A 19,015-nucleotide genomic window follows, 5' to 3' on the forward strand; every position below is an offset into this window, starting at 1 on the left:
TACACCGTAGGACCCGGGGAACAACCCCCTGGCACCTGCTGTTGTTCGGGGCGGTCGGCGATGAGCGGGCCACCGGTTCCGGCGTCGTCGATGCCGTGTCGGTTCGGCAACTAGGATCTACGGGAAGGGGACCTCGGTGCCAACGGCCCTGATGGAACGTCCGGTGGACGTGTCCGATCCGTGCGGCGCCGCGAGAGAAGGGACGGTGTCCACCGACATGACCGACTCGAGCGTGCCAGACGGATCGGTTCCGGCCGCATCCGAGGAGTCGGACGCCGACCTGACCGCACGGTTCGAGCGGGATGCCATCCCGCTGCTCGACCAGCTGTACGGCGGCGCCCTGCGCATGACCCGCAATCCCGCCGACGCCGAGGACCTCCTGCAGGAGACCATGGTCAAGGCGTACGCCGGGTTCCGCTCCTTCCGCGAGGGCACCAACCTCAAGGCCTGGCTGTACCGCATCCTCACCAACACCTACATCAACAGCTACCGCAAGAAGCAGCGGCAGCCGGCGGAGTACCCGACCGACGAGATCACCGACTGGCAGCTCGCGGCCAACGCCGAGCACTCGTCCACCGGTTTGCGGTCGGCCGAGGTGGAGGCCATGGAGGCGTTGCCGGACACCGAAATCAAGGCGGCGCTCCAAGCGTTGCCCGAGGAGTTCCGCATGGCGGTGTACTACGCCGACGTGGAGGGCTTCCCGTACAAGGAGATCGCAGAGATCATGGACACCCCGATCGGGACCGTGATGTCCCGACTGCACCGCGGTCGCAAGCAACTGCGCGACCTGCTGGCCGACGTCGCGCGTGATCGCGGCTTCATCCGCGGTGCGCAGGTGGGTGCCCCGGAGGAGGTCACGTCATGAGCCAGGAGTTCTCGCGTCCCGAGGGACACGACTTCACGCCGCCCGTCGGCCCGGTCGATCCCGAGCATCCCGAATGTGCCTCGGTCATCGCCGAGGTATGGACGCTGCTCGACGGGGAGTGCACGGCCGAGACCCGCGACAAGCTCAAGCAGCACCTCGAGGAGTGCCCCACGTGCCTGCGGCACTATGGCATCGAGGAGCGCGTCAAGAACCTGGTGGCCACCAAGTGCAGCGGTGAGCGCGCCCCCGACGCCCTGCGTCAGCGGCTGCGCATCGAGATCAGCCGCACCACCATCATCAGGGGCTGACCGCCCCGCCATCATCCTGGGGCTGACCGCCCGAGAACGTCGAAACGCCCGCCTGTCCCTCGGGGACGGGCGGGCGTCGACGTATGCGTCAGCGGGCGATCAGCGCACGGACTTCGAGCCGGCGTTGGGTCGCTTGCCGTGGTTGGCCTTCGAGTGCTTCCGATCGCGCTTCTTGCGGCCCCGCTTGGCCATGGTGGTCCTCCGTTTGCAGTGATACCGATACTCAACGGCCAGTGTCTCACGATGGGCCCGTCGAGTTCCAATGCGTTCGGCCGGGACCGATGTGGTTCGATGGACTCCTACCGCGGCACCTCGATCGGCGAGGTTCGAGGAGTTGAGACGATCGGAGTGGAGATGGCCGAGGACGTGCGCGCCGAGATCGTGGCCAGTGTGCTCGAGGTCGTGGTGCACGAGGGCGACCAGATCGGCGAAGGGGACACCCTCGTCCTCCTGGAATCCATGAAGATGGAGATCCCGGTCCTCGCCGAGGTCGCGGGGACCGTGTCGTCGGTCAACGTCGCGGTCGGCGACGTCATCCAGGCCGGCGACCTCATCGCCGTCATCGACTAGGCGCCCCAGGCCCCGGGAGTTCGTTCGTGTCGACCCTCGGTGACCTGCTCGCCGAGCACACCATGCTGCCCGGCAGCGCGGTCGACCACCTGCACGCCGTCGTGGGGGAGTGGCAGCTGCTCGCCGATCTCTCGTTCGGCGACTACCTGATGTGGGTGCAGCGCGACGACGACGACCTGGTGTGCGTGGCCCAGGTCCGCCCGAACACGTCGCCGACCGTGCTGCTCGCCGACGCCGTCGGCACCCGCAACCCGGCCGCCGCGATGCCGGTCGTCGTCGCGGCCTTCCAGTCCGGCCACATCGGCCGGGAGAGCGACACCGCCGCGGTCGGCGGCGCGGACACCAGCTGGCTCAACGTGGAGGCGGTGCCCGTACGGCACGGCAGCCACGTGGTCGCGGTCCTCACCCATCAGACGGCGCTGTCGGACCGCAAGGCCAGCCCCCTGGAACGGGCCTATCTGGACTGCGCCCGCAATCTGCTGCACATGCTGAGCGAAGGCACGTTCCCCAACGTCGGCGACGTCGCGATGTCGCGGTCCAGCCCGCGGGTCGGTGACGGGTTCATCCGCCTCGACGGCGAGGGCGTGGTGGCGTTCGCCAGCCCCAACGCCATCTCGGCCTACCACCGCATGGGGCTGGCCGCCGAACTGGAGGGGCACGACCTGGTGAGCGTCACCCGGCCGTTGATCTCCGATCCGTTCGAGGCCCAGGAACTCGCCACCCACGTGCGGGACTCGCTCGCCGGCGGATCGAGCATGCGGATGGAGGTCGACGCCGGCGGCGCGGCGGTCCTGCTGCGCACGCTGCCGCTGGTGGTGCACGGCGCCGCCGCCGGCGCCGCGGTCCTGATCCGCGACGTCACCGAGGTGAAGCGGCGCGACCGGGCGCTGCTCAGCAAGGACGCCACCATCCGGGAGATCCACCACCGGGTGAAGAACAACCTGCAGACGGTCGCGGCGCTGCTGCGGTTGCAGGCGCGCCGTACCACCAATCCGGAGGGCCGGGAGGCGCTGATCGAGTCGGTGCGGCGGGTGTCGTCCATCGCGCTGGTCCACGACGCGCTGTCGATGTCGGTCGACGAGGAGGTCAACCTCGACGAGGTGGTCGACCGGATCGTGCCGATCATGAACGACGTCGCCTCAGTGGACACCCCGATCCGCATCGTGCGCGACGGCGATCTCGGCGTGCTGGACGCCGATCGCGCCACGGCACTGGTCATGGTGATCACCGAACTGGTGCAGAACGCCATCGAGCACGCCTACGACGCCACGTCCCCGCAGGGGTGCGTGACGATCCGCGCCGAGCGTTCCGCACGGTGGTTGGACGTGGTGATCCACGACGACGGTCGGGGCCTCCCGCCGGGCTTCAGCCTGGAGAAGTCCGACCGGCTGGGCCTGCAGATCGTACGCACCCTGGTGTCCGCCGAACTCGACGGCTCACTGGGCATGCACGACGGGCCGTCGGGCGGGACGCAGGTGGTGTTGCGCGTGCCGATCGGCCGGCGTGCGCGCAGCCCGCAATGATCGCTGAGCCCCGGCCCGACGAGACGGGCCCGAAACGACGGCCCCGATACGACAGCCCAAAACGACGTACGGCCCCGGATCGCTCCGGGGCCGTACGTCGTATCGGAAGGATCTAGACGCCGGTGCGCGCCTTCGTCCGGGCGTTGCGCCGCTTGAGCGCGCGACGCTCGTCCTCGCTCATGCCGCCCCACACACCCGCGTCCTGGCCGGACTCCAATGCCCAGGTCAGGCACTCGGTGGTCACCGGGCAGCGGTTGCAGACGAGCTTCGCGTCAGCGATCTGGGCGATCGCCGGACCGCTGTTCCCCACGGGGAAGAACAGTTCCGGGTCCTCGTCACGACAGACCGCCTTGTGCCGCCAATCCATTGGATTCTCTCCTCATTCAGTCTCGTGCGTCGTGCGCAGCAAAGCGCCCGATCTTTTCCTTCGGCTGTTGAACGCGTGCACACGAATGTTTCTGCGCTGTTGCATCCGATGCTTTCACAGGCTGAACGGATGTCAATAGAAGCGCGTTAACACGTGGGCAATGTCACTTGGCTCTTTGGTGGCACCGCGTTAACGGGCCCCTCATTCGTTTGTACTAGACTCAATCCACTTGCGCCCTGAATCCGGACATCTGCAAGGAAAGTCACAGTTCACGCGAGGTGCGGCGGTGGTGCCACCACGTTCAGGGCGCTCGGCACGGACGTGAACGTCATCGAATCGCGCAGCCCGACGTAATCCCCGTCGATCTGGCACGCGACCGGTGCGTCGGCCGTCACGGTCGCCCAGGCGAGGTCGTCCTCGCGGACCAGGTGCTTGGCCTCGATGCGCGGTGTCTTCGCCATCATGCGACGGACCAGCCGCAGATTGGCCAGCACGTTCATGCTGGTGGTGGCGAATACTCCGAGACCGGTGTCGAAGGTCGTCGTCGGATTCGTCCACACCGGGCGGGAATTCGCATAAGTCCACGGGCTCGCGTTCGACACGAAGGCGAAGTGCACGCCCGGCACGGGCTCGCGCCCGGGCAGGCGCAGTGTCAGCGTCGGCTCTCGGCGCGCGCTGGCCAGCACCTCACGCACGGCGACGCGGATGTAGCGGCCCGCGGTCACCGTGCGGCCGCGCTCGCGCTGCGCCTCGACCGCGGCGACGACGTCGCCGTCCACGCCCATCCCCGCGGTGAACACACCCCACCGCTCGCCGCAGTCCATGAGCCCGATCCGCCGCCACGCCGCCCCACTGCGCCGGGCGCCGAGCAGGTCGATCAGCTGATTGGTGGCGTCGACCGGGTCGGCGCTGATGCCGAGTGCCCGCGCGAACACGTTGGCCGAGCCGCCGGGAACGACGCCGACCGCGGGCGCGTGGGGGTCGGGAGTGGCGCGCTGCGGCCCGCACTCGCCCAGGATTCCGTTGACCACCTCGTTGACCGTGCCGTCGCCGCCGTGCACGATCACCACGTCGAAGCGGTCCCGCGCGGCGTCCCTGGCGATCTCGATGGCGTGGCCGCGGTGGTCGGTGTGCGCCACGGTCAGCGTCACCCGACTCTCCAGCGCGTGGGCCAGCAGGTCCCGGCCGGCTGCGGTGGTGGATGTCGCATTCGGGTTCACGATCAGCACGGCGCGCACGGAATCCCAGCCTAACCGTGCCGTGTCGGGCACCCTCTACGCTGGCCGTCGTGACTGGCCAGGTGATGTTCCGGTGATGGTGCCCGCCCCGGCGACGGTGCGGCAGGCCGCGATCGTGGTCGCGCTCGAAGGCGTGGCGGCGGTGGTGATGACGGTGCTGGAGGCCGTCGGGCACTTCCGCGGTACGGGTTCCATCGCCGGGTTCAGCTCGCTGGGTACTGCGGCGTGGTTCGCGATCATGGGATCGGCGGTGCTCGCCGCGGCGTGGGCGCTGTGGACCGGACGCCGGTGGGGTCGGGGCATCGCGGTGTTCACCCAGTTGCTGTTGTTGCCGGTGGCCTACTACATGTCGATCGGCTCGGGACAGTGGGCGCTGGGCATCCCGGTGGCGGTGTGCGCGGTGGCGGTGCTCGCGCTGCTGTTCAGCCCGTCGGCGCTGCAGTGGCTGGGCGCGGTCGACGCCGGCCGCCCGGGTGACGACGAAAAAGCCTGACGCCGTTCAGGACTCGGCGAGTGCGGTGAGTTCCGGTCCGGATACCCGGTAGGTGATCCACTCGCTCTGCTGACGGCCGCCCACCGCGTCGTAGAGGGCGATCGCGTTGACGTTCCAGTCCAGCACCGCCCACTCGAGCCGGGTGTACCCGGCGGCGGTGCAGGTGCGCGCGAGGGTGGCCAGCAGCCGTCGCGCCAGACCGAGCCGTCGAAACTCGGGCCGCACGAACAGGTCTTCGAGGTACACCCCTGCCACGCCGTCCCACGTCGAGAACGAGCGATACCACACCGCGCAGCCCGCCGCCCGGCCGTCGACCTCGGCGAGCAGGGCCGAGGCGACCGGATCCGGACCGAACAGCGCCGTCCGCAACTGGGCCTCGGTGACGGTGCACTTCTCGGTCGCGTCCTCGAACGCGGCCAATTCGCGGATCATCGCGACCAGCTCGGCCTCGTCACCGGGCTGCGCGGTGCGGATGTCGACTGTGCTCACTGCGGTACTCCCAACGCGGTCATGATGGTCGCGAACTTGATCCCGGTCTCGGCCACCTCGTCGTCGGGGTCGGATTCCGCGACGATGCCGCCGCCGGCGCGGGCCTCGGCGACCCTGCGGTCGGCCGAGAGTTCGGCGCACCGGATGGCCACCACCCACCGGCCGTCGCCGCGGGCGTCGCACCAGCCGACGGCTCCGGCGTAGAACCCGCGGTCGCCCTCGAGTTCGTTGATGAGGTCGGTGGCGGGGCCGGCCGGAACGCCGCCGACGGCAGGGGTGGGGTGCAGTGCGATCGCGAGATCCAGTGCCGTGACCGAGGTGTCGCGCAGCCGTCCGGTGATCGGTGTGCTCAGGTGCCACACCGCGGACGTGCTGCTCAGCTCGGGTCGCGCGGCGATGGTGACGTCGCGGCACAGCGGCGCCAGCGCGGTGCGCATCTGGTCGACCACCAGCTGGTGTTCGTGCCGGTTCTTCGCCGACGCCGCCAGCGCCCGGCCGTGCGCCGCGTCGGTGTCGGGATCTGTCGACCGCGGCGCCGAACCGGCGAACGGCCGGCAGGTCACGACGTCCCCGGTGCGCGCGACGAGCAGCTCGGGGCTCGCGCCGATCAGCGCCGCTCCCGGCCTGCCGGCAGGGGTGAGATCGGCGAAGTACGCGCTGGCGCTGTGGTCGCGGGCAAGCAGGTGCAGCACGTCGACGGCATCGAGCGGGGCGTCGGCGACCAGACGCAGCGCGCGGGCGAGTACGACCTTGTGCAGGCCGGTGCGGGGATCGTTGAGCCGGCGCAGCGCCTCGGCGATCCGCGCGCGGTGCACCTCCGGTGCCGGGAATGCCCCGTCGACGCGGACACGGGGCAGCGGCCGCCCGGACGCTGCCGGGGGACCGTCGGCGAAGCGCAGGTGCTCGGGGCGGAACAGCGCGGCGGGACGGGTGAGGTCGAAGGGCAGCGCCCCCACCACCATCGGTGCCTCACCGGCGGCGAGCGCGGCACGCGCGTCCGCCAGCGCCGGGTAGCCGGCGGCGATCCCCTCGGCGATCAGCGTGCCGGCGGGGCCACCGAGGACGAAGGAGGGTTCGCCCATCAGGCGGGCAGACACGGGTTGGGATGTCCGGTCAGCCCCAGCGCACTGATCTGCCGGACGCCGTGCTCCCACCCGCACACCGCGAGCGACGCAGCCACCATGGAGACCCGGATGCCCTGCGGCACGGGCAGTTCCACCCAGCGGGTGAGCAGGGCGCGGGAGAAGTGGCCGTGCCCGACGAAAACCACGTCGCGCTCGGCCATGTGCGACAGCGCCAGGGCGACCGCGCGGTCGGCGCGCACGGTGACGTCGGCGATGCTCTCGCCGTTCGGGCAGCCGTGCGTCCACACCATCCAGTCCGGCACGGTCTGGCGGATCTGCGGGGTGGTCAGACCCTCGTAGTCGCCGTAGGCCCACTCGGCCAGGACCGGGTTGACCTCGTCGACGTCGAGCCCGGCCAGTTCGGCGGTGACCAGCGCGCGGTGGCGTGGGCTGCTGATCACCAGCGGGTCGGTGAGTCGAAGGTCGGCGATCGCCTCGGCCGCCAGCCTGGCCTGCTCGCGACCGACGTCGGTGAGGTCGAGATCGGTCGTGCTGGTGTGCCGGCCCGCCCGGGACCACTCGGTCTCACCGTGCCGCAGCAGCAGCAGGCGGTGCCGTTCGACAGTCACCTCGTGATTGTGCCGTACGCCCATTACCCGAGCGCGCGTGCTTGGATGGTTGGCGTGACGCGGGTACTTGCGGTCGCCAATCAAAAGGGCGGCGTGGCCAAGACGACGACGGTGGCGTCGCTGGGCGCGGCCATGGCGGAGAAGGGGCAGCGGGTGCTGCTCGTCGACCTCGACCCGCAGGGATCGCTCACGTTCTCCCTCGGCCAGGACCCGGACAAGCTCGCGGTGTCCGTGCACGAGGTGCTGCTCGGCGAGGTCGAACCGAGCGCGGCGCTGGTCACCACGCCGGAGGGCATGACGCTGCTGCCCGCTAACATCGACCTGGCCGGCGCCGAGGCGATGCTGCTCATGCGGGCCGGACGCGAGTACGCGCTCAAGCGGGCGCTGGCGAAGATCGCCTCGGACTTCGACGTCGTGGTGATCGACTGCCCGCCGTCGCTGGGCGTCCTGACCCTCAACGGCCTGACCGCCGCCGCCGAGGTCATCGTGCCCCTGCAGTGCGAGACGCTCGCGCACCGCGGCGTCGGGCAGTTCCTGCGGACCGTGAACGACGTGCAGCAGATCACCAACGCCGACCTGGTGCTGCTCGGGGCGTTGCCGACGCTCTACGACTCGCGGACCACGCACAGCCGGGACGTCATCTTCGACGTCGCCGACCGCTACGAGCTGCCCGTGCTCGCACCGCCCATCCCGCGTACCGTGCGTTTCGCCGAGGCCAGCGCGTCGGGATCGTCGGTGCTCAGCGGACGAAAGAACAAGGGCGCCCTGGCCTACCGGGAACTCGCCGAGGCGCTGCTCAAGCACTGGAAGTCCGGCAAGGACCTGCCGACCTTCACTCCGGAGATCTAGCTCAGCCGCTCCTGCCTATGGGCGGCTCAGCCGCCGAGCGCCACCAGGGCGTCGCCCCGCTGCTCCAGCACGACCGACCCCGCCACGGCGGGGACCACCGGGTCCGGCCCCGCCTGCCGCGTCAGCGCGATGTGCCGCTCCCCGGCGCCGGTCTTCGGGTCGAATACGTCGTATCCCTCGGTGACCGGCACCAGCAGGCGGCCGGCCATTTCGACGCCGGGGCCGACGGGTGCCTGCCCGTTGACGGGATTGACGGTGAAGCGGTAGCGCAGTCCGTCGACGGCGAACACCAGCAGGGAGTCGCCCGTCCACCAGGTGACGAGGTCGCCGGCGCGCGTCACCGCGGCCTCCTCCGACGCCGGTGCGGGCAGCAGGGTGCTGGCGACGGTGGCCCCGGTGTCGTCGATGACGTTGACCGTGGGTTTCGGCGACGGCAGGTAGACGGCGGTCATCGTGTCGGACACCGCGATCACCCGGGCGTCGGAATCGGCGGGCACGCCGGGCAGCTCGACGAACTTCGTCTCCGGTTGATCCTCCTCGTCGGCGGGCTTCAGCAGCGTCAGCCGCAGGTCGCGCGCCCCCGGGCAGGCCTCGAGCACCGCGACCAGCGCCGTGCTCGACGCAGCCGAGGTGAAGCGGCACAGCGGCTTCGCCGGCACGTCGGGCTTGATCGGCGCATCCAGAGCGCCGTAGCTGATCATGCGCACCATGTCCGAGCGCCACAGCTCCAGCCGGTTCTCGCCGGCCGAGAGCACGGAGGTGCCGTCCGAGGAGAGGGTGACGCGGTCGTCGGCGTACGCGGTGCGCGTGGCGTCGCGGCGCCCGGTCTTGCCGTCGACGGTCGTGACCTGACCGCAACCCCGCGCGTCCGGGTACACCGCGACGGCGTCGGAGTACACCGACGTGACGCCGCACAGGTCCACGTCGCGGGCGTAGCTCCACAGCACGTTCCCGGTGGCGGGATCGCGTCCCTCCATCCGGTCACCCGCGCCGGTGACGACGCTGCCGCCGGCCAGCACCGGCCGGGAGGTGGCCGGGCTGGCCGCCGTCCACAGCTGGCGCAGGCCGTCGGGTACGGCGCGGGCATCCTTCACGGACGGCACGGGTGCCGCGGCGGGACGGCTGTCGGTGGCGCGCGCATCACTGGTCCACCAGATGCTCCCGGCGGCGATCGCGACGATCACCACGAGGGCCAGCGCCACCAGGACGTCGCCCCTGGTGCGGCGTTCGGGTCGAACCACGAGGTCGGCGGCGGGTGTCAGCCGGACGTCGGAGCGGCCGCGTTGCTGCGGCGACGACGGCGGCGCCGACCGCTCGACCGGCTGCCGGAACCGGCCTCGCCGGACTCGGCGGCGGGTGCGTCGGTCGGCGCGTCGGCCTGGTCGACGTGCCCGCTGGCGGCCTGGCCGCCGCGGGTCCGCCTGCGGTTGCGGTTGCGCGCCGGACGCTCGCTGCGCTCGCGCGGCTCCCGGGCCTCCCGGGTCGCCGAGGCCGCGCTGCGGGTGGCGGCACCCACCTTGCCGGTGACGTCGGTGGGGATGTTCAGGTCGCTGTAGAGGTGCGGCGAGCTGGAGTACGTCTCGGCCGGGTCGGGCGTGTCGAGCCCCAGCGCCTTGTCGATCATCGACCAGCGGCTCAGCTCGTCCCAGTCGACCAGGGTGACGGCGATGCCGGTCTTGCCGGCGCGGCCGGTGCGGCCGATGCGGTGCACGTAGGACTGCTCGTCCTCGGGGATCTGGTAGTTGATGACGTGCGTGATGTCGTCGATGTCGATGCCACGTGCGGCCACGTCGGTCGCGACCAGCACGTCGACCTCGCCGGTGCGGAACTGCTTGAGAGCCTTCTCCCGGGCGCCCTGGCCGAGGTCGCCGTGCACGGCGCCGACCTTGAAGCCGCGCTCGGCGAGTTCGTCGGCCACCTTCTGGGCGGTGCGCTTGGTACGGGTGAAGATCATGGTGGCGCCGCGGCCCTCGGCCTGCAGGATCCGGCTGACGGTCTCCACCTTGTCCAACGCGTGCGCGCGGTAGATGTACTGGGTCGTGGTGTCGTGGGTCTGCGAGGACTGCGCCGACTCGGCCCGGATGTGGGTGGGCTGGGTCATGAAGGTGCGGGCCAGCGTGATGATCGGATCCGGCATGGTGGCCGAGAACAGCATCGCCTGCCGCTCGTCGGGGATCTGCCGCAGGATGCGCTCGATGTCGGGCAGGAAGCCCAGGTCGAGCATCTCGTCGGCCTCGTCGAGCACCAGCATGCTCAGCCCGCCCAGCTGCAGGTGCCCCTGCTGGGCGAGGTCGAGTAGACGTCCGGGCGTGCCGATCACGACGTCGACGCCCTTCTGCAGCGCCTCGATCTGCGCCTCGTAGGGGCGGCCGCCGTAGATGGAGTTGACGGCGAGCTTGCGCGGTGCCGCGCCCTCGACGTCGACGGTCAGGTACTTCGCGGCGCGGGCGATGTCCTCGTAGACCTGCAGGCACAGTTCGCGGGTCGGCACGACGACGAGCGCGCGGGGGATGCCGGTGAGGGCCCGCGTGGCGTCGGTCGTGATGCGCTGCAGCAGCGGCACGCCGAAGGCCAGCGTCTTGCCCATGCCGGTGCGCGCCTGGCCGATGAGGTCGTCACCGGCCAGCGCCATCGGCATGGTCAGTTCCTGGATGGCGAACGGGTGTTCCTTGCCGTCCTCGGCGAGTGCGCGCACGATCTCGTCGCGGACGCCGAGATCGGCGAAGGAGATCTTGGCGGGTTCTGCCGCGACGACCTCGGTGATCTCGGTGATCTCGGTGATCTCGGTGTCGTGGGCGGCGGTGGTGTCAGTGGATTCGGTGGTGGATTCGGTCATGTGGTGGGGGCGGTGCCTTTCGGGTCGATCCTCGGTGCCAAACGCGGATGGTCACGCGCGCACGAGTTTCGACGAAAGGAGCACCGGGGCCCTGGCCTCATCGGGAGGCGAGCCGACTGCGTGCACGCACATTTCTTCGGACGCCACCCGCCGGAAGCGGGCCACGGCCTCCTCCATCATAGCTGGTCGCCGCCGCGGCCGAGGGCGGCCGCACCCGCGGCGTCTAGAGTCGACCCATGACTCCGACCCAGCCGGCGGCCACCGGAGAGCAGGCCTCGGCCCCCGTCGACCGTGGTGTCACGGCCGATCACCCCGGCGTTCACGAGCTGTTCGCGCTCCTGGCGTACGGCGAGGTGGCGGCCTTCTACCGGCTGACCGAGGAGGCGCGCATGGCGCCGAATCTGGCAGGCCGGATCAACATGGCCAGCATGGCCGCCGCCGAGATGAACCACTACGAGGTGCTGCGCGAGGCGCTCGAGCAGCGTGGCGTCGACGTGGTGCGGGCGATGACGAAATACGCTCCGGCACTGGAGAACTACCACCGGCTGACGACGCCCAGCACGTGGCTCGAGGCGCTGGTGAAGACCTACATCGGCGATGCGCTGGCCGCCGACTTCTACCTCGAGATCGCCGACGCGCTGCCCGCCGAGGCGGCCGCGGTGGTGCGGGCGGTGCTCTCGGAGACGGGGCACTCGCAGTTCGTCGTCGCCGAGGTGAAGGCCGCGGTCACCGCGAGCGAGAAGCAGCGCCACCGCCTGGCGCTGTGGTCGCGCCGCCTGCTGGGTGAGGCCATCACGCAGGCGCAGTTCGTCCTGGCCGACCACGACGAACTCGTCGACCTGGTGGTGGCCAGCGGCGAGGGCCTCGAGCAGCTGGCGGGCTTCTTCGACCGCCTGCAGCGCACGCACACCTCGCGGGTCCGCGAACTCGGCCTCGGCTGAGCCCTACCTGGTGCAGGTCGTGATCAGCGAATTGCTGGTCTGGGCGGCGATCGTCGCTCCCGCGGCATCGGTGATCGCGCAGTTCAGCTGACCGGTGACGCTCGTCGCGGTCACCGAGGTCAGGGTCACGCCGGGGTCCAGCACGATGGTCTTGTGCCACGGCAACGCCACGTTGACGTCGGTCTGCAGGGCGCCCTGGGCGTCGGTGTAGATGACGGTGACCAGGTCGAGCAGCGAGCGCGTGCCCGTGACCGCGTAGGTGATGGTTCCCGGGGCGGCCGCGGGGTCCGGTGCCGGGGCCGGAGCGGGTGCGGCCGGCGGCGCGGCGGTCGCGCTGGGCGTCGGCGACACCGTGGTGACGGTCTCGGCGGGCAGTGACGCCACGGGCGGCGGCGGCGCGGTCGGGCGTGCGGAGGTGAACGCGGGCTCGCTCGGTGTGGTGGCGGGCGCGCCGCTGGTGGTCGGCGCGGCGACGGTCGCCGACACCGAGCCGCTGTCCCCGCCGCCCAGGATGACGACGGTGCAGATCACCGCGACGAGCAGGATGGCGCCGGCGACACCGGCCACCCACACCCAGCGCCGGTCGAGCGGCTCGTAGTACTTGTAGACGTCGTCGGGGTAGTTCTCGGCGTCGGCGTCGGCGTCGGCGCCGTCGTAGGCGTCGTAGGCGTCGTCTCGGGGGTGACCGCCGTTCTCGTCCCGATGGGTTCGACGGTCGTCGTCGAGGACCTGGGTGCGGTGCGCGTAGCGACCGGATCCGCCGCCGTCGGTGCGCGACTCGGTCAGGTAGGACGGCGTGTACTCCGGCGGATACGGAGCGGAGGTCGAGGCGGAGGAGCGTGTGTACCGGCGGGCGCGGGGGGTGCCGTGGTCGTAGCCGTACGTGCTGCCGAAGCTGCGGGCGCCACCGTCGCCGTAGGCGGTGTCGCTGCCGTAGGGCGTGTCGTCGCCGTCGGCGGAAGCGTAGGCGCGGTCACTGCCGTAGGCCGAAGCGCCGCCGTGGGTCGCGCCGTACCGGCCGTCGTCGTCGTAGGCACCGCGGCTCCGGTCTGGGCGCCACGACTCCGCGCGCGATCCCGATCGGGGCGAATACGGTGGAAAATCCCTGCTCATCACGCTTCCCGTGGTCGTCGATCACTGCCAGTCCTGATGCTAACGAGGCGGAAGTGACGGGTGAGGCGGACGCGCGGCCGGGTGAGGTCACGGTCGGGACTCGGGTTGGACAAGGCGGCGGTGACCTCGCCCGGCGGGGACGGTGTTCGCGCACCGCCGAACCGCCGGAGTGCGGTGTCCACTAGCCTTTCGGGTGAGACAAGCATTCGTCGACGGAAGGTTCAGCGGTGGAGGTCAAGATCGGTGTCGCCGACAGCCCGCGCGAGTTGGTTCTGAACAGCGCGCAGTCGCCGAGTGAGGTGGAGAAGGTCGTCACCGACGCGTTGGGCCAGGACGGCACGGTGTTGAGCCTGACCGACGAGAAGGGTCGTCTGTTCCTGGTGCAGAGCGCGCGGATCACCTACGTCGAGATCGGTCCCTCGGACTCACGCCGCGTCGGCTTCGGCATCGGGACCGTCGGCGCGGAGGCCGTCAAGAACGGGTGAGCGGCACGTGTGACAGTCCGCCCCAAGCGAACTGAACGGTGCCGTCGACCGCCGCCTCCTTCGAGATCGGTCGGTCGTTGTTCAGCCAGTAGCGGGCGCTGTCCACGCTGACGGCCACCAGGCCCACCGCGATCATGCGGGCGCGGTGGGCTTCCAGGCCGGAGTCGATGCTGATGAGGTCGAACACCGCGTCGGTGCACGACTCGGTGGCCATCTTCACCTGCTCGGACACCAACGGTTCGGTGACGTAGTCGTTCTCGAAGATCAGCCGGTAACCCTGGCTGTCGTGCTCGATGAAGTCGAAGAACGCGCCGACCGCGGCGTGCAGCCGGCGCCGGTTGTCGGTGGTCGTGCGCAGCGCCTGACGCACGCCGGACACCAGGTTGTCGACGTGCCGCTGCAGCACGGCGAGATACAGCTCCAGCTTCGACGAGAAGTGTTGATAGAGCACGGGTTTGCTGACCCCGGCGCGGTCGGCGATCTCGTCCATGCCCGCGGCGTGATAGCCACGGTCGACGAAGACCTCGCTGGCGGCGATGAGGAGCTGGCCGCGACGCTCGTCGCGGGGGAGACGGTTGCCGCGTCGGTTGCCCCCCGCCGACCGCCCGGAGGCGGCGTCGCCGTTCGGCGGCTGCGCGCCTCTCCTCTCGGCGGCGTTGGCGAGATCGCTCATCACGTCCTCAATCTGGGTCGCCTCAGACGTCCCCCGGTTCGATCGGTTGCGGCCCGCGGATGCGCCGGCCGGTCATCGCACCGACCTTACTACTCCCGGCGAACGCCCTGGGTGATCTGCCGTCGGAGGCCAGTTCGAGTGGCGCGCCGTCGCGGACTACGGCGTCGGGCTGTGCCATTCTGGTCCGGTGACCCAAGACTCCCGCATGCGCGGAGGACCGGTGGGTCCGGAACGTCGCGGGGGCGGTCGTGCGCCCGTACTGCGCAACGAGTGGCGCGAGCCGCTGCGCGCACAACGCGATCCGGTGGCAGGCGATCCGGGACGGCCGCGGTCCAGGCGCGACGAGCACCAGCAGCTGCGCAAGCAGACCTGGCTCGGCAGGTTCGTCTCGACCTACGGTTGGCGCGCCTACGCCATCCCCGTGCTGGCCGTGCTGACGCTCGTCGTCGTGTACCAGACCCTCACCGCGCCCGCGCCGGCCAGCCAGACCGAGGCCGACGGCCCGGTGCAGGGGCCGCCCACGATCACCGCGGGCAGCACCGCCATCCTCGGCGCCCCGCCGAAGGGGCTGACGCAGTTCGACGCCAACCTGCCGACCGGCATCCTGCCCGACGGCGGCCCGTTCACCGAGGCGGGCGCGAAGACCTGGCACGTGGTTCCCGGTGCCACGCCGAAGGTGGGGGAGGGCACCACCAAGACGTTCACCTACAGCGTCGAGGTCGAGGACGGCGTCGACACGGCGTCGATCGGCGGTGACGAGGCCTTCGCCCGCATGGTCACCGAGACCCTGTCCAACCCGAAGAGCTGGACGCACAATCCGCAGTTCGCCTTCCAGCGCACCGACGATCCCGCCGTCGTCCCCGACTTCCGCGTCTCGCTGACCTCGCCGATGACGGTCCGGGAGGGCTGCGGCTACGACATCCCGATCGAGACGTCCTGCTTCAACCCCGCCTACCTCACCGACCAGCCGCGGGTGTTCCTCAACGAGGCCCGGTGGGTGCGGGGCGCGGTGCCGTTCCAGGGCGACGTGGGCTCCTACCGGCAGTACCTCATCAACCACGAGGTCGGCCACGCCATCGGCTACCAGAAGCACGAGCCGTGCGGCGAGAACGGCGCCCTGGCGCCGATCATGATGCAGCAGACGTTCTCGGTCAGCAACGACGACAACGCCCGCTTCGACCCCGAATCGGTGCAGGCCGACGGGCGCACCTGCCGGTTCAACCCCTGGCCCTACCCGATCGCCTGATCCGGCCGGGACCCGCCGGGAAGGTCTGAGCGGTGGTTACCGTTGAATGACTGTGCCTGGTGCGGAAGTCACCGGGGTCCGCCTTCGATCACGAGGAGTTCACGTGCCCGGTGATCCCACGTCCTTGCCGCCGCTGGTCGAGCCCGCGGCGACGCTCACCCGCGAGGAGGTGGCGCGCTACAGCCGCCACCTGATCATCCCGGATCTCGGTGTCGATGGTCAGAAGCGGCTGAAAAACGCCAAGGTGCTGGTCATCGGCGCCGGCGGTCTGGGCTCGCCCACGCTGCTCTACCTGGCCGCGGCCGGCGTCGGCACGATCGGCATCGTCGAGTTCGACGTCGTCGACGAGTCCAATCTGCAGCGCCAGATCATCCACGGCCAGTCCGACATCGGCCGTTCGAAGGCGCAGAGCGCCCGCGAGTCGGTGCTCGAGGTCAATCCGCTGGTGACGGTCAACCTGCACGAGTTCCGGTTGGAGCCCGACAACGCGGTCGACCTCTTCTCGCAGTACGACCTCATCCTGGACGGCACCGACAACTTCGCTACCCGCTACCTGGTGAACGACGCGGCGGTGCTGGCGCACAAGCCCTACGTGTGGGGGTCGATCTACCGCTTCGAGGGTCAGGTGTCGGTGTTCTGGGAGGACGCCCCGGACGGGTTGGGCCTGAACTACCGGGACCTCTACCCCGAGCCGCCGCCCCCGGGCATGGTGCCGTCGTGCGCGGAGGGCGGGGTGCTCGGCATCCTGTGTGCGTCGATCGCGTCGGTGATGGGCACCGAGGCGATCAAGCTCATCACCGGCATCGGCGAGCCCCTGCTCGGTCGGCTCATGGTGTACGACGCGCTGGACATGACCTACCGCACCATCAAGATCCGCAAGGATCCGGCCACTCCGAAGATCACCGAGTTGATCGACTACGAGGCGTTCTGCGGCGTCGTGAGCGAAGCGGCCGCCGATGCCGCGGCCGGAGCGACGGTCACCCCGCGCGAGCTGCGGGAGATGATCGACACCGGCCGCAACGTCGCGCTGATCGACGTCCGCGAGCCCGTCGAGTGGGAGATCAACCACATCGAGGGCGCCGAGCTGATCCCGAAGTCGACGCTCGAGGCGGGCGACGGTCTCGCGAAGCTGCCGCAGGACCGCGTCGCGGTGCTGTACTGCAAGACCGGCGTGCGGTCGGCGGAGGCGCTGGCCGCGGTGAAGAAGGCCGGCTTCTCCGATGCGCTGCACCTGCAGGGCGGGATCGTGGCGTGGGCCAAGCAACTCGAACCCGACATGGTGATGTACTGACGGCTGATCGGCCGGTCAACGGCTTAGGCTGAGCGGCGTGACCGTCCCGATGCCCAGCGCCGATGGGCCGCCCGACCACGTGTTGACGGCGTTCGGGCTGACCGGGTTGGCCCCGGTCGCCCTCGGCAGCGGGTGGGAGGGCGGCTGGCGCTGCGGCGAGGTCGTGCTGTCGATGGTGGCCGATCCCGCGCGCGCCGCGTGGTCGGCGAAGGTGCGCGAGACGCTGTTCGTCGACGGCGTGCGGCTGGCCCGTCCCGTGCGCTCCACCGACGGTCGGTACGTGGTCGCGGGCTGGCGCGCCGACACCTTCGTGGCCGGCAATCCCGAGCCGCGGCACGACGAGGTGGTCTCCGCTGCGGTGCGGCTGCACGAGGCCACCGCCAAGCTCGAGCGGCCGCGGTTCCTGACCCAACCGCCCGCGGTGCCGTGGACCGAGGTCGACGTCTTCATCGCCGCCGACCGTGCGGCGTGGGAGGACCGGCCGCTGCACAACCTGCCGCCCGGTGCGCAGTTCGCGCCCGGCTCGGCCGACGGGCAGCGCTCGGTCGACCTGATCAACCAGCTCGCCGCACTGCGCAAGCCGACGCGCGCGCCGAGCCAACTGGTGCACGGCGACCTCTACGGCACGGTGCTGTTCGCGGGGACGGCGGCGCCGGGCATCACCGACATCACGCCGTACTGGCGGCCGGCGTCGTGGGCCGCGGGCGTCGTGGTGGTGGACGCCCTGGCGTGGGGTGAGGCCGACGACGGTCTCGTCGAACGCTGGTCGTCGCTCTCGGAATGGCCGCAGATGCTGTTGCGCGCGTTGATCTTCCGGCTCGCCGTGCACGCGCTGCACCCCCGCTCCACCGCGGCCGTGTTCCCCGGGTTGGCGCGCACCGCGGCGCTGGTCCGCCTGGTCCTCTAACGCGCCTCGAAGCGGTGCCGGTGCTCGGACAGCGGCACCCGCCCGTCGGTCGCCAGGACCCCCTCGGCGCACAGCAGTTCCAGTTGCCGCTCCGCCAGGTGCGGCGCCGGCGTGCCGGAGGCTCGGATCACGCGGTGCCACGGCAGATCCGAGGAGTCGGTGCGCATGATCCACGCGACGATCCGCGGGCTGGCGAGCCCCGCCGCGTCGGCGATGTCGCCGTAGGTCGTCACCGCGCCGGCCGGGACCGCGGCGACCAGCGCGCGCACGGCCTCGACCTGCGCGTCGGTGATCGCCGCCATTTTCAGCCCAGGCGGTCGCGGATCACCGCGGCGGTCTCCGCGGGGCGGGCCAGCGGCACCATGTGGTCGCAGTCCCACTCGAGCAGCGTGAAGTCGTCGCCCAGCCCGGTGTCGAGCGCCTCGACGAGTTCGTCGGTGGCATAGGGCGGTTGCACCTTCGTGGCCCGCACCAGCGTCGTCGGCGTGCCGTCCCGCGGCACCGTGACCGCGCGGGTCAACTCGCTCCAGTAGCACAGCATCGCCGGGATGCCGATGCGCCAGCCGACGCGTCCGTTGGGCAACGGCACCAGGTGTTCGTCGAGTTCGCGCTCCACCTCCGCGGGGTCCACCTCGCCCCAGGAGCCGTTCACCTTCTCCTGCCGTGCTTCCTCGCGATCGGTGTAGTCCGGGGAGGCGTACATCTCGTCGGCGATCTCGCGCATCCGTGCCCCGTCGAGTGCGACGGCGGGGTCGAGCAGCACCAGCGCGGTGATGAGGTCGGGACGCGCGGCGGCGAGGTTCAGCGCCAGCGCGCCGCCGAAGGAGTGCCCGACGACGACCACCGGGGCGCCGCCCTCGGCGTCGAGCAGGGCCGCCAGCGCGGCGGTGTTGGCGTCGATGGTCCACGGTGCATCCCACGACGATCGGCCGTGACCGATGAGATCGGGTGCCAGCACGGCGACGTCGGCGAGGTGCTGCTCGGCGAGCGACTGCCACCGCCGCCCGTGACCGGTCAGTCCGTGGACGGCCAGGACCCGGGCGGGACCGGGCGGACCGAAGCGGTGGGTGTTCAGGCTCTGCGTCACCCGTCCGATGCTGCCAGCCTCGACCGACGCCGACGTGTCGG

The 19,015-nt window shown here is 70.8% G+C and carries 23 protein-coding genes; 11 read left to right on the plus strand and 12 right to left on the minus strand.

Going from position 1 to position 19,015, the window contains the following annotated elements; genetic code table 11:
* Nucleotides 1-217 precede the first annotated feature (217 nt).
* Nucleotides 218-865: a sigma-70 family RNA polymerase sigma factor gene (locus tag FZ046_RS13440; protein WP_070355762.1), complete on the plus strand. Its 648-nt coding sequence runs from the start codon at nt 218-220 to the stop codon at nt 863-865.
* Nucleotides 862-1,173 (plus strand): mycothiol system anti-sigma-R factor, encoded by a 312-nt coding sequence (rsrA, locus tag FZ046_RS13445; RefSeq protein ID WP_070355745.1) that lies wholly within the window; start codon nt 862-864, stop codon nt 1,171-1,173. The genes FZ046_RS13440 and rsrA overlap by 4 nt, the downstream gene beginning before the upstream one ends.
* Before the next feature lie 99 nt (nt 1,174-1,272).
* Here rsrA and FZ046_RS28315 read toward each other — a convergent pair whose 3' ends face one another.
* Nucleotides 1,273-1,365: a 50S ribosomal protein bL37 gene (locus FZ046_RS28315; RefSeq protein WP_003882799.1), complete on the minus strand. Its 93-nt coding sequence runs from the start codon at nt 1,363-1,365 to the stop codon at nt 1,273-1,275.
* A 162-nt stretch (nt 1,366-1,527) separates the two neighbouring features.
* On the opposite strand from FZ046_RS28315, the gene FZ046_RS13455 reads away from it, so the two are divergent.
* Nucleotides 1,528-1,743: a biotin/lipoyl-binding carrier protein gene (locus FZ046_RS13455; protein WP_070355761.1), complete on the plus strand. Its 216-nt coding sequence runs from the start codon at nt 1,528-1,530 to the stop codon at nt 1,741-1,743.
* Between the two features lie 26 nt (nt 1,744-1,769).
* Nucleotides 1,770-3,266 (plus strand): two-component system sensor histidine kinase PdtaS, encoded by a 1,497-nt coding sequence (locus tag FZ046_RS13460; protein WP_070355744.1) that lies wholly within the window; start codon nt 1,770-1,772, stop codon nt 3,264-3,266.
* 112 nt (nt 3,267-3,378) lie between these two features.
* Here the strand turns inward: FZ046_RS13460 and whiB1 are convergent, their stop codons facing one another.
* Together whiB1 and FZ046_RS13470 are read right to left on the minus strand one after the other, a co-directional pair.
* Nucleotides 3,379-3,633 carry a transcriptional regulator WhiB1 gene (whiB1, locus tag FZ046_RS13465; RefSeq protein WP_070355743.1) on the minus strand — a complete coding sequence of 85 codons (255 nt, stop codon included), beginning with the start codon at nt 3,631-3,633 and terminating at the stop codon, nt 3,379-3,381.
* 269 nt (nt 3,634-3,902) lie between these two features.
* Entirely contained in the window at nt 3,903-4,871 is a 969-nt protein-coding gene (locus FZ046_RS13470; RefSeq protein WP_070355742.1) for a diacylglycerol/lipid kinase family protein, read from the minus strand.
* Between the two features lie 73 nt (nt 4,872-4,944).
* Between FZ046_RS13470 and FZ046_RS13475 the strand changes: the two genes are divergently transcribed.
* The gene (locus FZ046_RS13475; protein ID WP_070355741.1) at nt 4,945-5,364 is read left to right on the plus strand and encodes a hypothetical protein; all 420 of its coding nucleotides are present in this window, start codon (nt 4,945-4,947) and stop codon (nt 5,362-5,364) included.
* A 6-nt stretch (nt 5,365-5,370) separates the two neighbouring features.
* On the opposite strand, the gene FZ046_RS13480 is transcribed toward FZ046_RS13475, so the two are convergent.
* From FZ046_RS13480 to FZ046_RS13490, 3 genes are read right to left on the minus strand one after another with little or no spacing between them, the layout of a single operon-like run.
* Entirely contained in the window at nt 5,371-5,796 is a 426-nt protein-coding gene (locus FZ046_RS13480; protein WP_070355760.1) for a GNAT family N-acetyltransferase, read from the minus strand.
* A 53-nt stretch (nt 5,797-5,849) separates the two neighbouring features.
* A complete protein-coding gene (locus FZ046_RS13485) occupies nt 5,850-6,935 on the minus strand; it encodes an isochorismate synthase (RefSeq protein WP_070355740.1) in 1,086 nt (361 codons plus the stop codon).
* Complete coding sequence (locus tag FZ046_RS13490) at nt 6,935-7,546, minus strand: acid phosphatase (RefSeq protein WP_070355759.1); 612 nt, start codon at nt 7,544-7,546, stop codon at nt 6,935-6,937. Before FZ046_RS13490 ends, FZ046_RS13485 begins: the two co-directional genes overlap by 1 nt.
* A gap of 45 nt (nt 7,547-7,591) precedes the next feature.
* Between FZ046_RS13490 and FZ046_RS13495 the strand changes: the two genes are divergently transcribed.
* Nucleotides 7,592-8,395 carry a ParA family protein gene (locus tag FZ046_RS13495; protein ID WP_070355739.1) on the plus strand — a complete coding sequence of 268 codons (804 nt, stop codon included), beginning with the start codon at nt 7,592-7,594 and terminating at the stop codon, nt 8,393-8,395.
* Between the two features lie 26 nt (nt 8,396-8,421).
* Here FZ046_RS13495 and FZ046_RS13500 read toward each other — a convergent pair whose 3' ends face one another.
* Nucleotides 8,422-9,636 carry an Rv3212 family protein gene (locus tag FZ046_RS13500; protein WP_070355738.1) on the minus strand — a complete coding sequence of 405 codons (1,215 nt, stop codon included), beginning with the start codon at nt 9,634-9,636 and terminating at the stop codon, nt 8,422-8,424.
* A 17-nt stretch (nt 9,637-9,653) separates the two neighbouring features.
* Nucleotides 9,654-11,231, minus strand: coding sequence for a DEAD/DEAH box helicase (locus FZ046_RS13505; protein WP_149484258.1), 1,578 nt, complete (start codon nt 11,229-11,231; stop codon nt 9,654-9,656).
* 236 nt (nt 11,232-11,467) lie between these two features.
* Between FZ046_RS13505 and FZ046_RS13510 the strand changes: the two genes are divergently transcribed.
* The gene (locus FZ046_RS13510; RefSeq protein ID WP_070355590.1) at nt 11,468-12,172 is read left to right on the plus strand and encodes a ferritin-like fold-containing protein; all 705 of its coding nucleotides are present in this window, start codon (nt 11,468-11,470) and stop codon (nt 12,170-12,172) included.
* 3 nt (nt 12,173-12,175) lie between these two features.
* On the opposite strand, the gene FZ046_RS27415 is transcribed toward FZ046_RS13510, so the two are convergent.
* Nucleotides 12,176-12,958: a hypothetical protein gene (locus tag FZ046_RS27415; RefSeq protein WP_083298513.1), complete on the minus strand. Its 783-nt coding sequence runs from the start codon at nt 12,956-12,958 to the stop codon at nt 12,176-12,178.
* Nucleotides 12,959-13,512: 554 nt separating this feature from the next.
* On the opposite strand from FZ046_RS27415, the gene FZ046_RS13520 reads away from it, so the two are divergent.
* Nucleotides 13,513-13,770, plus strand: coding sequence for a DUF3107 domain-containing protein (locus tag FZ046_RS13520; RefSeq protein ID WP_070355589.1), 258 nt, complete (start codon nt 13,513-13,515; stop codon nt 13,768-13,770).
* Here FZ046_RS13520 and FZ046_RS13525 read toward each other — a convergent pair.
* On the minus strand, nt 13,757-14,443 hold the full coding sequence (locus tag FZ046_RS13525; protein ID WP_070355599.1) for an HTH-type transcriptional activator FasR: 687 nt from the start codon (nt 14,441-14,443) through the stop codon (nt 13,757-13,759). The two genes, FZ046_RS13520 and FZ046_RS13525, sit on opposite strands and share 14 nt — an antisense overlap.
* 205 nt (nt 14,444-14,648) lie before the next feature.
* Here FZ046_RS13525 and FZ046_RS13530 point away from each other — a divergent pair, with 205 nt between their 5' ends.
* The 3 genes from FZ046_RS13530 to FZ046_RS13540 all read left to right on the plus strand — a co-directional run bounded on the left by FZ046_RS13530 (nt 14,649) and on the right by FZ046_RS13540 (nt 17,887).
* Nucleotides 14,649-15,689 (plus strand): DUF3152 domain-containing protein, encoded by a 1,041-nt coding sequence (locus FZ046_RS13530; RefSeq protein ID WP_070355588.1) that lies wholly within the window; start codon nt 14,649-14,651, stop codon nt 15,687-15,689.
* 124 nt (nt 15,690-15,813) lie between these two features.
* The gene (gene moeZ, locus FZ046_RS13535; RefSeq protein ID WP_328514425.1) at nt 15,814-16,980 is read left to right on the plus strand and encodes an adenylyltransferase/sulfurtransferase MoeZ; all 1,167 of its coding nucleotides are present in this window, start codon (nt 15,814-15,816) and stop codon (nt 16,978-16,980) included.
* 49 nt (nt 16,981-17,029) lie between these two features.
* A complete protein-coding gene (locus tag FZ046_RS13540) occupies nt 17,030-17,887 on the plus strand; it encodes a TIGR02569 family protein (protein WP_070355598.1) in 858 nt (285 codons plus the stop codon).
* Here the strand turns inward: FZ046_RS13540 and FZ046_RS13545 are convergent.
* Both FZ046_RS13545 and FZ046_RS13550 read right to left on the minus strand, forming a co-directional pair.
* Entirely contained in the window at nt 17,884-18,189 is a 306-nt protein-coding gene (locus FZ046_RS13545; RefSeq protein WP_070355586.1) for an MGMT family protein, read from the minus strand. The two genes, FZ046_RS13540 and FZ046_RS13545, sit on opposite strands and share 4 nt — an antisense overlap.
* 2 nt (nt 18,190-18,191) lie before the next feature.
* Entirely contained in the window at nt 18,192-18,974 is a 783-nt protein-coding gene (locus FZ046_RS13550) for an alpha/beta fold hydrolase (protein ID WP_070355585.1), read from the minus strand.
* Nucleotides 18,975-19,015: the final 41 nt, after the last annotated feature.

Source organism: Mycolicibacterium grossiae, from assembly GCF_008329645.1.
GTDB classification, from domain to species: domain Bacteria; phylum Actinomycetota; class Actinomycetes; order Mycobacteriales; family Mycobacteriaceae; genus Mycobacterium; species Mycobacterium grossiae.

Coding starts and splice junctions, on each gene's coding strand:
- FZ046_RS13440 (WP_070355762.1), top strand. CDS start 218: ATGACCGACTCGAGCGTGCCAGACGGATCGGTTCCGGCCGCATCCGAG.
- rsrA (WP_070355745.1), top strand. CDS start 862: ATGAGCCAGGAGTTCTCGCGTCCCGAGGGACACGACTTCACGCCGCCC.
- FZ046_RS28315 (WP_003882799.1), bottom strand. CDS start 1,365: ATGGCCAAGCGGGGCCGCAAGAAGCGCGATCGGAAGCACTCGAAGGCC.
- FZ046_RS13455 (WP_070355761.1), top strand. CDS start 1,528: ATGGCCGAGGACGTGCGCGCCGAGATCGTGGCCAGTGTGCTCGAGGTC.
- whiB1 (WP_070355743.1), bottom strand. CDS start 3,633: ATGGATTGGCGGCACAAGGCGGTCTGTCGTGACGAGGACCCGGAACTG.
- FZ046_RS13480 (WP_070355760.1), bottom strand. CDS start 5,796: ATGATCCGCGAATTGGCCGCGTTCGAGGACGCGACCGAGAAGTGCACC.
- FZ046_RS13485 (WP_070355740.1), bottom strand. CDS start 6,935: ATGGGCGAACCCTCCTTCGTCCTCGGTGGCCCCGCCGGCACGCTGATC.
- FZ046_RS13495 (WP_070355739.1), top strand. CDS start 7,592: ATGGTTGGCGTGACGCGGGTACTTGCGGTCGCCAATCAAAAGGGCGGC.
- FZ046_RS13505 (WP_149484258.1), bottom strand. CDS start 11,231: ATGACCGAATCCACCACCGAATCCACTGACACCACCGCCGCCCACGAC.
- FZ046_RS13510 (WP_070355590.1), top strand. CDS start 11,468: ATGACTCCGACCCAGCCGGCGGCCACCGGAGAGCAGGCCTCGGCCCCC.
- FZ046_RS13525 (WP_070355599.1), bottom strand. CDS start 14,443: ATGAGCGATCTCGCCAACGCCGCCGAGAGGAGAGGCGCGCAGCCGCCG.
- FZ046_RS13530 (WP_070355588.1), top strand. CDS start 14,649: ATGCGCGGAGGACCGGTGGGTCCGGAACGTCGCGGGGGCGGTCGTGCG.
- FZ046_RS13540 (WP_070355598.1), top strand. CDS start 17,030: ATGCCCAGCGCCGATGGGCCGCCCGACCACGTGTTGACGGCGTTCGGG.
- FZ046_RS13545 (WP_070355586.1), bottom strand. CDS start 18,189: ATGGCGGCGATCACCGACGCGCAGGTCGAGGCCGTGCGCGCGCTGGTC.